Annotated in this window: 5 protein-coding genes; all 5 read right to left on the reverse strand. The window is 44.1% G+C overall.

The genetic code is table 11. The features are described 5' to 3' along the window. Positions 1-20: 20 nt before the first annotated feature. The 5 genes from ACX6CI_RS19005 to ACX6CI_RS19025 all read right to left on the reverse strand — a co-directional run bounded on the left by ACX6CI_RS19005 (position 21) and on the right by ACX6CI_RS19025 (position 15,685). Positions 21-2,489 carry a bifunctional aconitate hydratase 2/2-methylisocitrate dehydratase gene (locus ACX6CI_RS19005; protein WP_458775239.1) on the reverse strand — a complete coding sequence of 823 codons (2,469 nt, stop codon included), beginning with the start codon at positions 2,487-2,489 and terminating at the stop codon, positions 21-23. Between the two features lie 693 nt (positions 2,490-3,182). Continuing rightward, a complete protein-coding gene (locus ACX6CI_RS19010; protein ID WP_458775240.1) occupies positions 3,183-11,324 on the reverse strand; it encodes a retention module-containing protein in 8,142 nt (2,713 codons plus the stop codon). A gap of 178 nt (positions 11,325-11,502) precedes the next feature. Beyond that, positions 11,503-12,129, reverse strand: coding sequence for a response regulator transcription factor (locus tag ACX6CI_RS19015; RefSeq protein WP_458775241.1), 627 nt, complete (start codon positions 12,127-12,129; stop codon positions 11,503-11,505). Positions 12,130-12,132: 3 nt separating this feature from the next. Next, the gene (locus ACX6CI_RS19020) at positions 12,133-13,491 is read right to left on the reverse strand and encodes an HlyD family type I secretion periplasmic adaptor subunit (protein WP_458775242.1); all 1,359 of its coding nucleotides are present in this window, start codon (positions 13,489-13,491) and stop codon (positions 12,133-12,135) included. A gap of 22 nt (positions 13,492-13,513) precedes the next feature. Next, on the reverse strand, positions 13,514-15,685 hold the full coding sequence (locus ACX6CI_RS19025) for a type I secretion system permease/ATPase (RefSeq protein ID WP_458775243.1): 2,172 nt from the start codon (positions 15,683-15,685) through the stop codon (positions 13,514-13,516). Positions 15,686-15,745 lie beyond the last annotated feature (60 nt).

Genomic DNA, 15,745 nt, shown 5'->3' on the forward strand with positions numbered 1-15,745 from the left:
ACTTTTCTTACTCTTTGTTATTAACCCAGGTTCTTCTTTTCCAGGAACTCAAAATATTCTGCAGGACTTGGAATCTCACCTTTAAGGCCGGCTATAGCAGTCAGCTCTGTTGAAGCAAGATAAACCTGTGAACCATCACCCAGTCTATTATCAAAGTTACGGGTTGAGGTCGAAATCACCGTGCCACCAGGCCGTACCCGGGCCTGATTCCCCATACAAAGGCTGCAACCAGGGATTTCAACCCTACCGCCAACCTGAGCAAAAACCGACATTCCACCCTCTTTTACCATGGCATCCTGATCCATTCTGGTGGAAGGAGCCACCCAGAGTTGGGCCTTTGCATAGGGCTCACCATCAAGGATTGAAGAAGCCGCCTGGAGATGGGTAAGATGGGTCATACATGAGCCAACAAAGGCCTCATCAATCTTTGCACCCGCCACCTTTGACAAAACCTTGACGTCATCCGGGTCGTTGGGACAGGCAAGTATAGGCTCTGTAATCTCAGCCAGATCAATCTCGATCACACATAAATATTCGGCGTTCTCATCGGCCTGAAGAAGAGACGGCTTCTCAAGCCAGACCTTTAGCTCGGCAATACGATTTTCAATACAGGTCGTATCCTGATACCCCGAGTCCACAAGTGACTGCAGAGTATCAACATTACTTTTTACATTTGTCACTACCGTTTCAAGGGGAAGACGCACAGCGCAACCCGCTGCACTTCGTTCAGCTGAAGCATCTGTGAGCTCAAAAGCCTCTTCCACAGATAAATCATCAACACCTTCAATCTCGAGCACGGCTCCAGCAAAGATATTCTTCTTGTTTTTCTTCTCCACGGTGAGAAGGCCTTTTTCAATGGCCGCAAGGGGAATTGCGTTAACCATATCCCGTACAGTGATACCAGGCTTTCTTTTGCCCTTAAAACGTACAAGAACAGACTCTGGCATTTCAAGGGGCATAAAGCCTAGGGCAGCACCAAAGGCAACGAGGCCCGAACCCGCTGGAAAGGAAATTCCAAGGGGAAAGCGGGTGTGAGAATCCCCCCCTGTTCCCACGGTATCTGGAACAAGCATCTTGTTAAGCCACGGGTGGATAACCCCATCACCCGGTTTTAATGCCAGGCCCCCACAACCCACAGTGGTCTCCTGCATAATATTCCATCTGCCAAAATCTGAAGCCTTAGGATAGGCTGCTGTATGACAGAAAGACTGCATAAAAAGCCCCGCCTTAAATCGAAGACAGGCAAGTTCTGCGATTTCCTGCATGGTCATGGGGCCAGTAGTATCCTGGGAACCTACCGTGGTCATCTTCGGCTCACACACAGTACCCGGCAAAACCCCTTCCACTCCGCAAGCCTTTCCAACCATCTTCTGGGCAAGACTGAATCCTTGATCTGCTTTTTCTTCAGGATTGGTCACAGTGGAAAAAATATCCGGAAAATCTTCATTTAAAAAACTGCAGGCAGAGCGGGTCAACTGTTTACCGATAATAAGATTAAGACGTCCACAGGCCCTATATTCATCAAGAAGGGTGGGAGATGCGGGCTGCATCTTTATTTCAGCCCCTGACTGGCCTGTCAGACTCCAGTTTTTAAGATCAAGGGTAAGGATATCCCCTGTTGCAATTGTTCCCATATCACACTCTATGGGCATTATACCGGCGTCTCTTGCTGTGGCATAAAAAATCGGAGCCATGGTTCCTCCGAGCACTACACCCCCTACCCTCTTATTTGGTACGCCTGGAATATCATCTCCCGTATGCCAGAGCAGAGAGTTGACCGCAGACTTTCTCGACGACCCTGTCCCCACGACATCACCTGCAAAAGCCACCTGCTTATTCTCACTGCGGTAGCCAGCAATGGTTTTAATTCCATCGGGAAACCTGCTGTAACCAAAAAAGTCTGCATGAAGCGGAATATCAGCCCTTGACTGGGCCTGATTGCCGGGTGAGAAGTCATCGGTATTAATTTCACCGTCAACCTTATAGACAGTGAGTTCCATGGTTTCTGGAAGAGGTTTTGCCTCTGTAAACCATTCAGCCCTAGCCCAGGATACGATAACATCTTTGGCATACGAATTTGTTTTTGACAGCTCAGCGACCTTATCAAAACCATCATAAACTTTTATCAACTTTTTTAAACCGGTTGCAGCCTCTGCAGCAATAGTTTCAACCTCAAGTAATTCCACCAGAACTTCTACATTATAACCACCACCCATCTCAGACAGTAACATCACGGCTGCAGCCGGTGAAAGGTTTTGTACAGTCAGTTCCCCAAGGGCGACGGATTTCAACCAGGCAGCTTTTACCTTTGCGGACTTGCTAACACCAGGTTCCACCCTCTGTGCGAGAAGATCCAGGAGAAAAGAGCTTTCCTCACTTCCTTTTTCCAAAAGTGTTGTAACACCTTCTGTCTGTTCCGGGGTGAGTGGTAATGGTGGTACACCCTGCTCTTTTCGTGCTGCAGCTTCCAATTTATATGAGTTCAACATAGGTTCCTCTTTGGTTAATCTTCGCGCAAATTTACTCAAGGCAACATAAAAATTGTTTATGAAGCCGGGATCAGGCTGGTGAATATAGCAAAAATCAGCGACGGAACCAAGGTTTAGCAATAAATTCCTATTACTATGGCCTGGTGACCAATATTACAGCCTAATTTACAACGGGAAAATATGAGTAGTAACTATAGATTGTAGTTATATAAAGGGAGAGAAATTAAATAAATGAAGGAAGCAAAAATATGGCCTGGGACAGTAGCTGTCCCTTTATGTAGGGGGACCTAATCCTACTAATAGCTTGTCAAAATGTCACCCAAGTCTTGAATTATAGCAGATGTTCTTAGTCAGCAGTGCCATTGCAGATGATGGGCATAAAAAAGAGAGACCGAGCCAGATAGCTCAGTCTCCCATTCTTAGGTCACTCACTACGGAGCTCAGGTCGCTCCTCAGCGTTGGCCTATCCTCCGAGTGAGCATTGTAATTATATCAAAAGCAAAGAAATAATAACAATAATAGGACAGGTTAGGCACACCGATATTTATTGCCCCCTTAAATTTATACATAGCCTGGATCACATTAACAGCTACCAGGCCAATTAAACACAGTAAAACCGGAATACGACATATAAGTACTTTTCAACACCCCTATATGTCGTGTTCCGGTTTATAGTTGAGCTACAATTTAGCTTTACGGAGTTACAGGAGGAATCAGATTATCAAGGTCATCCTCTATAGTCTCAGTTGGCACGTCCTGGTCGGTGACTGTATCATTACCATCTTTGTCTCCTATTGTATCAATATCACTACCACCGGTAAGGATATCAATTTCACCATCCTCAACAATATCAGAGTTGCCAGAGGATGCATCAGCTCCAAAGACAGCATCATCACCAACTATCACATCACTACCGGCACCCCCATCTATTGTATCAGCACCAGTACCACCAATGATCTGGTCTTCGCCACCGCCACCATCAATTATGTCATCACCACCACCACCATAGATGTTCTCACCTTCTACACCTCCAACAAAGGCATCGGCATCATCTGTCCCAATCATCTCATTGTCACCATCAAACTCAACACTGATTGTTGCTTCGTCGGTATCGCCGTCAGAATCAGTAATGATCACATCAAACTCTTCATTCACGTCTGTCTCAGTTGATGAAACAGCGAAATCTATACTGGTCAGTTTGAAATTATTATCAATTGCTTCAAGTTCAACCCTGCTTATTTCACCAAGGTTTGCAGTTTGATTAATTGTAAATTCCTCTGAGCTCTCTAAAACGATCTCCTCTCCAGTGTACTGTTGCAACGCTCCCGAGGAAATAATGTTTCCATCAATATCAAGTCTATTCCCATTTTCGTCAAACACTGTATATCTTACAGTTAAATCGCTGGAGTTGGGGACGTGTTTCAGACCAAAGCTTATATCCCCAACAGCAACAGTGCCATCCAACCCAGCGGTACCAAAATCTATAACCAATAATCCCTCACCTTCATTAACTATATTATTTTGAATTCCCATACCATCAGAGCTGCCATTGACATTATTGGCCCCACTCGCATCATATGATGATAGTGTAAATAAAACATCGGAAGATGCTGGAACAGTTTGCGATGGACTATAAGCCTGAGTTGTTCCATCATCATTTTCAGCAATAACCAAGAAGTCTTTTGGCCCACCCGGAAATGAGGTTCCAGATGTGTCAAATTCATATTCAATAATACTGTCAAGCGGAGCATGCATTTCTAGATTATACTCATCGGTAGTAGGATCAACAGCCAGGGTGAACACCAAACTGCCATCAGGATCATTTGGGTCAGTTACCGCTTTCAAAACACTCTTATCTGACGGGTCAACATAGTAATATACCGGTTGCCCTCCAGAGAGATGACTTGAAACAGAAGAAAAAGTCGTTGCTCCGTCCCACCCCTCAATATTTGAAGTAAGATCAGCACTGACAGACTCATCTGCACCTTCATCCACTTCAAAAACACCAACAAGAGTAACACCAGCCTCATTTGCAATATATGCATCTGTAACTGTACCGATTTCAGGAACATCATTTTCTACAACTACATTAATAAGGTTGTCAAATGAGACAGAATCACCATCAGCATCTGTGGCAGTAACAAACTGACCAAGATTATTAATCGCCAAGGTTTCTGCATCACCAAGACCCTCATGGTCGAGCTGGTCATCGAGATCAAAGGTCGCAATACCGGTTGCAGGATCAACACTAAAGGTAAAGACCGTAACGCCTGCTGCTGTGGCGGTTAAGGTACTTCCACTTACGGAGTAGGTTACATCGTTGGTCTTAGATTTAAGCCCAGTTGCAAAACCTGGAGGAATTGCTGTAAAACCGTAGGTCAGATCTTCATCTGCGCCAGATTTTGTTATTGCTGAGAGATCGTAGGTGACAACTGTATCGCCACCACCAATTCCATCGGAGGAATCTACTGGAGTAGCCAAACCATCTTCGTAGACTGTTTGAGATTCAAGTTTTCCTGTAATTTCTGGAACATCATTTTCTACAACTACAGTAATAAGGTTGTCAAATGAGAAAGAATCACCGTCAGCATCTGTGGCAGTAACAAACTGACCAAGATTATTAATCGCCAAGGTTTCTGCATCACCAAGACCCTCATGATCGAGCTGGTCATCGAGATCAAAGGTCGCAATACCGGTTGCAGGATCAACACTAAAGGTAAAGACCGTAACGCCTGCTGCTGTGGCGGTTAAGGTACTTCCACTTACGGAGTAGGTTACATCATTTTCCCTGGACTTCAGACCAGTTGCAAAACCTGGAGGAATTGCTGTAAAACCGTAGGTCAGATCTTCATCTGCGCCCGATTTTGTTATGGAAGAGAGATCGTAGGTGACAACTGTATCGCCACCACCAATTCCATCGGAGGAATCTACTGGAGTAGCCAAACCATCTTCGTAGACTGTTTGAGATTCAAGTTTTCCTGTAATTTCTGGAACATCATTTTCTACAACTACATTAATAAGGTTGTCAAATGAGACAGAATCACCATCAGCATCTGTGGCAGTAACAAACTGACCAAGATTATTAATCGCCAAGGTTTCTGCATCACCAAGACCATCATGATCAAGCTGGTCATCGAGATCAAATGTCGCAATACCGGTTGCAGGATCAACACTAAAGGTAAAGACCGTAACGCCTGCTGCTGTGGCGGTTAAGGTGCTTCCACTTACGGAGTAGGTTACATCGTTGGTCTTAGATTTAAGACCAGTTGCAAAACCTGGAGGAATTTCTGTAAAACCGTAGGTCAGATCTTCATCTGCGCCCGATTTTGTTATTGCTGAGAGATCGTAGGTGACAACTGTATCGCCACCACCAATTCCATCGGAGGAATCTACTGGAGTAGCCAAACCATCTTCGTAGACTGTTTGAGATTCAAGTTTTCCTGTAATTTCTGGAACATCATTTTCTACAACTACAGTAATAAGGTTGTCAAATGAGACAGAATCACCATCAGCATCTGTGGCAGTAACAAACTGACCAAGATTATTAATCGCCAAGGTTTCTGCATCACCAAGACCATCATGATCGAGCTGGTCATCGAGATCAAAGGTCGCAATACCGGTTGCAGGATCAACACTAAAGGTAAAGACCGTAACGCCTGCTGCTGTGGCGGTTAAGGTGCTTCCACTTACGGAGTAGGTTACATCGTTGGTCTTAGATTTAAGACCAGTTGCAAAACCTGGAGGAATTTCTGTAAAACCGTAGGTCAGATCTTCATCTGCGCCCGATTTTGTTATTGCTGAGAGATCGTAGGTGACAACTGTATCGCCACCACCAATTCCATCGGAGGAATCTACTGGAGTAGCCAAACCATCTTCGTAGACTGTTTGAGATTCAAGTTTTCCTGTAATTTCTGGAACATCATTTTCTACAACTACATTAATAAGGTTGTCAAATGAGACAGAATCACCATCAGCATCTGTGGCAGTAACAAACTGACCAAGATTATTAATCGCCAAGGTTTCTGCATCACCAAGACCCTCATGATCGAGCTGGTCATCGAGATCAAATGTCGCAATACCGGTTGCAGGATCAACACTAAAGGTAAAGACCGTAACGCCTGCTGCTGTGGCGGTTAAGGTGCTTCCACTTACGGAATAGGTCACATCATTTTCCCTGGACTTCAGACCAGTTGCAAAACCTGGAGGAATTGCTGTAAAACCGTAGGTCAGATCTTCATCTGCGCCCGATTTTGTTATTGCTGAGAGATCGTAGGTGACAACTGTATCGCCACCACCAATTCCATCGGAGGAATCTACTGGAGTAGCCAAACCATCTTCGTAGACTGTTTGAGATTCAAGTTTTCCTGTAATTTCTGGAACATCATTTTCTACAACTACAGTAATAAGGTTGTCAAATGAGACAGAATCACCATCAGCATCTGTGGCAGTAACAAACTGACCAAGATTATTAATCGCCAAGGTTTCTGCATCACCAAGACCATCATGATCGAGCTGGTCATCGAGATCAAATGTCGCAATACCGGTTGCAGGATCAACACTAAAGGTAAAGACCGTAACGCCTGCTGCTGTGGCGGTTAAGGTGCTTCCACTTACGGAATAGGTCACATCGTTGGTCTTAGATTTAAGACCAGTTGCAAAACCTGGAGGAATTGCTGTAAAACCGTAGGTCAGATCTTCATCTGCGCCCGATTTTGTTATGGAAGAGAGATCGTAGGTGACAACTGTATCGCCACCACCAATTCCATCGGAGGAATCTACTGGAGTAGCCAAACCATCTTCGTAGACTGTTTGAGATTCAAGTTTTCCTGTAATTTCTGGAACATCATTTTCTACAACTACATTAATAAGGTTGTCAAATGAGACAGAATCACCATCAGCATCTGTGGCAGTAACAAACTGACCAAGATTATTAATCGCCAAGGTTTCTGCATCACCAAGACCCTCATGATCGAGCTGGTCATCGAGATCAAAGGTCGCAATACCGGTTGCAGGATCAACACTAAAGGTAAAGACCGTAACGCCTGCTGCTGTGGCGGTTAAGGTGCTTCCACTTACGGAATAGGTTACATCATTTTCCCTGGACTTCAGACCAGTTGCAAAACCTGGAGGAATTGCTGTAAAACCGTAGGTCAGATCTTCATCTGCGCCCGATTTTGTTATGGAAGAGAGATCGTAGGTGACAACTGTATCGCCACCACCAATTCCATCGGAGGAATCTACTGGAGTAGCCAAACCATCTTCGTAGACTGTTTGAGATTCAAGTTTTCCTGTAATTTCAGGAACATCATTTTCTACAACTACATTAATAAGGTTGTCAAATGAGACAGAATCACCATCAGCATCTGTGGCAGTAACAAACTGACCAAGATTATTAATCGCCAAGGTTTCTGCATCACCAAGACCCTCATGGTCGAGCTGGTCATCGAGATCAAAGGTCGCAATACCGGTTGCAGGATCAACACTAAAGGTAAAGACCGTAACGCCTGCTGCTGTGGCGGTTAAGGTGCTTCCACTTACGGAATAGGTCACATCATTTTCCCTGGACTTCAGCCCAGTTGCAAAACCTGGAGGAATTGCTGTAAAACCGTAGGTCAGATCTTCATCTGCGCCCGATTTTGTTATGGAAGAGAGATCGTAGGTGACAACTGTATCGCCACCACCAATTCCATCGGAGGAATCTACTGGAGTAGCCAAACCATCTTCGTAGACTGTTTGAGATTCAAGTTTTCCTGTAATTTCTGGAACATCATTTTCTACAACTACATTAATAAGGTTGTCAAATGAGACTGAATCACCATCAGCATCTGTGGCAGTAACAAACTGACCAAGATTATTAATCGCCAAGGTTTCTGCATCACCAAGACCCTCATGATCGAGCTGGTCATCGAGATCAAAGGTCGCAATACCGGTTGCAGGATCAACACTAAAGGTAAAGACCGTAACGCCTGCTGCTGTGGCGGTTAAGGTACTTCCACTTACGGAGTAGGTTACATCGTTGGTCTTAGATTTAAGACCAGTTGCAAAACCTGGAGGAATTTCTGTAAAACCGTAGGTCAGATCTTCATCTGCGCCCGATTTTGTTATTGCTGAGAGATCGTAGGTGACAACTGTATCGCCACCACCAATTCCATCGGAGGAATCTACTGGAGTAGCCAAACCATCTTCGTAGACTGTTTGAGATTCAAGTTTTCCTGTAATTTCTGGAACATCATTTTCTACAACTACAGTAATAAGGTTGTCAAATGAGACAGAATCACCATCAGCATCTGTGGCAGTAACAAACTGACCAAGATTATTAATCGCCAAGGTTTCTGCATCACCAAGACCCTCATGATCGAGCTGGTCATCGAGATCAAAGGTCGCAATACCGGTTGCAGGATCAACACTAAAGGTAAAGACCGTAACGCCTGCTGCTGTGGCGGTTAAGGTACTTCCACTTACGGAGTAGGTTACATCGTTGGTCTTAGATTTAAGACCAGTTGCAAAACCTGGAGGAATTGCTGTAAAACCGTAGGTCAGATCTTCATCTGCGCCCGATTTTGTTATTGCTGAGAGATCGTAGGTGACAACTGTATCGCCACCACCAATTCCATCGGAGGAATCTACTGGAGTAGCCAAACCATCTTCGTAGACTGTTTGAGATTCAAGTTTTCCTGTAATTTCTGGAACATCATTTTCTACAACTACAGTAATAAGGTTGTCAAATGAGACAGAATCACCATCAGCATCTGTGGCAGTAACAAACTGACCAAGATTATTAATCGCCAAGGTTTCTGCATCACCAAGACCATCATGATCGAGCTGGTCATCGAGATCAAATGTCGCAATACCGGTTGCAGGATCAACACTAAAGGTAAAGACCGTAACGCCTGCTGCTGTGGCGGTTAAGGTGCTTCCACTTACGGAGTAGGTTACATCATTTTCCCTGGACTTCAGACCAGTTGCAAAACCTGGAGGAATTTCTGTAAAACCGTAGGTCAGATCTTCATCTGCGCCAGATTTTGTTATGGAAGAGAGATCGTAGGTGACAACTGTATCGCCACCACCAATTCCATCGGAGGAATCTACTGGAGTAGCCAAACCATCTTCGTAGACTGTTTGTCCTGGTAATTCATTTGCAATAATAGGCGTATCATCTTCAATTACGATTGTGAGAGTTCCTGATTCGAGTACGATTGAATCACCATCTGTATCAGTCACTTCAATTGATTTTGATAAGTCTAACGACTCAACTATGCCTCCTGTTGAAACGAGACTGAAGTTTTCGTCTGATTCCACACCTTGCGGCGGTGCAACGTGGTCAAGTTGGTCCAATAGAGTAAATGTATAGTCGCCGCTTGGCTCTACTTTAAAAGTGAAAACCAGCCTATCTCCTCCTGGATCTTCATCAGAAACACCCTGGTTACGTCCCTGAATTGGTTGTAGTGTTGAACTTCCTCTCACCCACGCTTCAAGTGTGTCACCATTGACAACATACTCAACTTCCCCTCCCTGTGAAAACAAATCTGGGAGATCTGCATTTTCAATAATTGTGAATGATCCCGGGTTATCAGCGCCGACAGTGACAAAATCGACAAGAGATCCTGATACTACAGCAGAATCTTGTTGGCTTGGAACAGGGTCGACTTTCAGATCATTATCATCAGGATTGCCGTCAGAACCAACGACATTTGGTATTCCATCACCTAAATTATCCAGACCCTCCTCTTCAACAACTCTTGCAACTTTAATTTCTGTTTGTAACGGCGCATCGTCATAGATATTTACTGTTAGGCTGCCGCTCGCAGTATCACCATCTTCGTCTGTAATGGTGAAAGTAAAGGTATCTGATAGAAATTGATCAGAAGAATGAGGATCTACATCGGGATGAGAAATATTATCTGTTAAGGTATAGGTCCATGTTCCATCGTCATTTATGACTAAGTTCCCATATGAACCGCCTACAGTCAGTGTCTGGCCTCCGGAGTTATCAATGGTAAGCGGTGCTCCGCCAAAAGAAATGGTACCCGGTGTGTCATCACCAAAATCCACACCAAGCTCTGCCGCTAATGTTCCAGAAACAGATAATTGTCCAGAAACATTCAGCAGCGATGCTTCAGGGGCAGTCCCGTCGGCTAGATTCTCTTCTCGCAGTTCTGCAAGATAATCTCCTGCAACCGGAACTGAACTTTCTGGATCCTCTTCAGGAAGGTCATCGCCAGGGAGATCATCTGCTTCCGGGGCTGCCGCAACCAAGGGTTCTTGAAAGGTCACCTCTTCAACTATCTCTTCTTGTTCTTCTTGTTCTTCTTCAAACTCAGTTTCTGAACCAACAAAGTCATAGCCAATTCCAGTAGTTTCAGCACCAGCCTCAGGGGTTACCTCATCAGCAGTTAACTGAAAACGGGGTGCCGAGGAACCGCCGCCAGCATTTGCCGGTGCCGCTGTTGGACCTGCAGCAGGAGCTTCAAGGTCAATCGTAGGATCAAAATCTCCAGAAAGCAGTGCTTCCTGAATATCTTCAACTTCTGCCAGAACCTCACTTAGGTCCTCAGAACTTTCCTGATAAACATCTTCATCAAGGGTTACATCAGACATTCGCCCTAAATCAAGCTGACTATTAACACCATCATCAAATACAATCGAAATTGAACCATTACTGGATGTAATTATACGCTCTCCTAAAAACACAGGTCCATTGGGTGTCAGTAGACGCGTAGTTCCATCAGGCGCCAGGGCCTCAACTTTGCCATATACGATAACTGCGCTACCAATTGGTTGATTTTGTGAGGGTATGTTTTCTGTACTTTGAAGGGATATATTATCTTTGGCCATTTTCAGCTCCATCAAGCAAATGTTAGTCTCTATTAACTTCTTATAATGATATTACCCTATACAAAATGTGTCTATCGTACTTTAGTACTAGGAATTAATATTTATTAAGAAGAACTTTTAATATGGGGGGGGGAGAAAAATGACCTAATATTCTGTAATCAGAATTATTTTTGGGGCATCAACGGCCAAATAGCAGAGCTAACTGCAAACGCCCTTTTGTGCTGGTTTTAGAGTAGATTTTACTCAAGTGAGCTTTAACAGTCCTTTCAGCCACTCCTATTTCACCAGCTATTTCTAAATTATGCAACCCATCTGCAACCAATCGAGCTATCTGAAATTCTCTTGGTGTAAGAGAGTCGAGAACTGTTGTGGCTTGACTATTATCTTCAACTTTTCGCTGCTCATCTGAGGATGGAAGCCCACGAATCAATTTACGCATAAGAGATGCCCCAACCCAGATGAGCCCAGATTCTAATGCCTCCAATCCCGCTTTTAGTTTGTCTGGTGATAGATAAGTGTTTGCATAACCGACACACCCCAGTTGAAGACACAATAAGCCTTCTGCATCATCAGGCCTGTCAGAAAGAACAAAAATTTTTTTCACTTTGTCACTTTGAGTTATCTCTTTTAACTGCTGCTCATCAACCATACTTCGATGGAGGAGTAAAGATGTATGCCCCCCCTTACGTAATCTGATTGCAAGTTCTTGAACGGAGGAGACGCGCACGATAGTCCAATCCTCTTGCAGAGCATTGGACCAACGATTAAGTACTGAACTGTTATGACTACACAATAAAATTGACATATATTACTTTTCCCGAAATGCCATACCCTTTGCACGCAAAATAGGTTTAAGTAAATAGGAGAGTATGGTCTTTTTCCCAGTTAGGATATCTACAGTTGTCACCATCCCAGGAATAATGGGCATTGGGCCATTTTTTCCCTCGAGATAATTTTTATCTGTGCGAACTCTTACAACATAGAAACTCATACCCGACTCAGTCGTTATTGAGTCCGCACTAATATGCTCCAGTTCTGCTTCAAGCCCGCCATAAATAGTGAAATCATATGCAGTAAACTTGACCATAGCCCTTTGGGCTGGCCTGAGAAAAGCAATATCACTTGGTTTTATCTGTGCCTCAACCAACAACGTATCTTCAAGAGGAACGATCTCGATTAAATCCATACCGGGCTGCACAACCCCTCCAACGGTATTAACAAGAACCTGTTTTACGGTTCCATATACGGGAGAACGAATTACTGTACGTTCGAGCCTATCCTCAATTGCACCGGCATTGGCCGCCATACTCTCCAGCTCAACTTCAACTTCGTTGAGTTCTTTTTTTGCAAGATTGATAAATGCCAGTTTATTCTCCTGCTGAATATCATATGCCTCAGTGAGCTTCGACTCTATTCTTGGGATAGCCAGACTTGCAGAGGTGATTTCCCCCTGTAAAGTGCTCAATTCTCTTTTAAGGCGTAACAATTCAACTTCTGAAACTGCCCCATGAGCTATCAGCGGCTCTGTCAAATCTATTTCCTGCTTAAGAAAAACGTAGGTTCGCTGAAATTCCTTTTTCTTCTCTTTAAGCTCAAGTAACTCTTGTTTTCTCTGAATAATTTGCTGGTTGAGTATGGCGAGAGTCGCGGTAAGCTCTTGTTGCCTGGAAACATACAACTGTCGTTCCCTTGCAGCAATTTCAGGTTTTTCATCTCTAACCATTTGAGGGATATCAATTTCAGAACCTTCTGTTTCTGCCCGTAACCTGGCTGCTTTAGCCAGCAGCGCCAGATAATTTAATCTGTACTCCTGAAATGGTGCTGAAAAACGGGTCTCATCAAGGCGCATGATCATCTGACCTTCTTGCACAATATCCCCTATTTTCACATAGGTTTCGGCAAGTATACCGCCCTCGAGATTTTGGATCACTTGAATTTGCCTCGAAGGAATAACCTTGCCCGTTCCACGAGTAACTTCTTCAATTTCTGATACGGCCATCCAATAAAAAAGAGCTATGAGCAAGAATAAAGTGGACCAGATGATAACCCTGCCACCCGCTGGGGTTTGAATAAGAATTGTTGTCCTGATATCAGTAATCAGATCCTTATCAGCTTTTATATTGTGGGAGTAGATCTGTGTTGATGTATCCGGGTTTCTGTCTGTCACACGACCACCTGCCAAAAAGGATTTAAAAATTCAACTGCCCGTTTTTAATTGCCTCAAGAATACTTTTACGTGGCCCATCTGCTCTAATTTCGCCATCCTCGAGTAAAATTATTCGATCGACTAAATTCAATAAAGACGCACGATGGCTTATAACAATGAGGGTTTTTTCACTGAGTGTCTCAGCCAGCCTTTTGCGTAATATTGACTCTGTTTTCGCATCCATGGAACTCGTTGGCTCATCGAATATGAGAACCTGCGGATCAAGAAGAAGGGCTCTGGCAATAGCCACACTCTGCCGCTGTCCGCCTGAAAGTAACTTCCCTCTTTCTCCTACTTGCATATCAAAGCCAAGTGCATGTTTGCTGGTAAACTCAGTGAGCCCTGAAACCTTAGCTGCCCTCAATACATCAGCATCATCGGCGATATCACACCCCAGCAAAATATTATCTTTCACACTGCCACGAAAAAGGGTTACGTCCTGAGGTACACAACCGATAAATCGGCGAAGTTCCAATGGATCAATTTGCCTGAGATCAGTGTCATCTATCGCCACCAAACCAGCGTCAGGTTCGTATAAACCAAGAATCATCTTACCAAAGGTTGTTTTTCCAGAACCAATTCCCCCTATGATTCCCACCCTTTCCCCTGATAATATCTTGACGCTCACATCTTTTAAAGCAGCAAGACTTTGCCCGGGATAGGTGAAATGCACGTTTTTAAACTCTATCGCTCCTGTCAATTCAGTTCGGTGTAAAAAGTTTTTATGTAAAGGTCGCTCAACTGGCATGTTCATTACATCTTCCAAGCTGTCAAGCGCTGTTCTCGCCCTATGGTAGCGTGTCATTAAACTTACGACCTGAGCCATAGGAGCCACAGCCTGCCTTGATAGAATAACAATGGCTATCAACCCTCCTTGAGACATCAAACCTTCAGCAATAACATACACTCCTGTAACCACAACAGCGACAACGGTAAAATTCTGCATAAATGCAGCAAGATGAGTAACTGAGGTTGATAGAAAACGTGCTCTTGACGACCAGTGGGAAATATAGCTCACAGCCTCTTCCCAAGTGTTTTGAATTTTACCCTCAGCACCCAATATTTTTAAAGTTTCAAGACCACCAAGTCCTTCGACAAGAATAGAGTTCTTTCGAGCCGATGCATGATATGTCTCTTCAACCGCCTTTCTAAGGGGTCTTTGAATAATTAATGTGTAGATAAGAAGTATGAGAATAGCTGTAAGATGTATAAAGACAACATTCCCAGCCAAATACCAAATTACCAGCAGAGCCAAAACCACAAAAGGCAGGTCCACAATAGCTGTTATGGAAAACGAAGTTATGAAGTCTCGAACATGTTCAAATTGTAATATTTTATTTGAAAAAGACCCGGTAGATTGTGGCCCGTAGGCCATCTTCAACCCGAGCACTTTTTCAAACATTCTGGCAGAAACTTCAAGATTAGCCCTTTTACCAGCCTCATCAATAAAATACCCCCTTAAGCCCTGCATAAGCAAAGAAAAGAGGTAAGCAATTGCTATTCCTATTGCTAAGACCCACAAGGTTTCAAAGGCACTGTTAGGGATAACCCTGTCATACACATTGAGAATAAAAAATGGGGTGGCCAGCCCAAAAATATTTATCAGAAACGATGCAAGCAGCACGTCTCTATAAATCCTCCAGGAAGAGAAGATTGCCCCCCAGAAGAACTTTCTTCGTTGGGGGATTTTTCTAGAAATTGAGCCCACTCCCTCCTTCAGCTCAGGGTGGGCAAAAATAGCATAACCGGAGTAGTCTTTTGCGATCTCCACAACAGAGACTACCTTCACTCCTTCTCCAGATTCCGGAAGGTTAAGCTGGAGTTTAGTTCCCCCATCTGTGAAGTGCCTGAGAACCACTGCTTTTTTATTGTTAAGCAGTAAAACGCAGGGAAGCTCTAGATCAGATATTTTTTCAAGAGGACGCTTAAGTACCCTTGCCATCAACCCAGCTCTTCTCGCAGCCCTTTGTACAAGCTTAACTGTCAACTGGTTGTCTTCAAGCGGCAGTCCAGCTCGTAAGGTCGTGCGCGAAATTGGATTGCCATAAACCTTTGACAGGATAACAAGGCAATCTGTCAAAGGATCATCAATAACATCAAAGTCCTGACCGGTTTGCCACGCTGATTTTTTTTTCCGAACAATCTTTCTTATCATATTTCTGAAGGCTGTGGCTAAAGAGAGCTTGCAACTGCGAGCAAAGTACTACCCGTCTAA

Source organism: Desulforhopalus glucosivorans, from assembly GCF_054397165.1.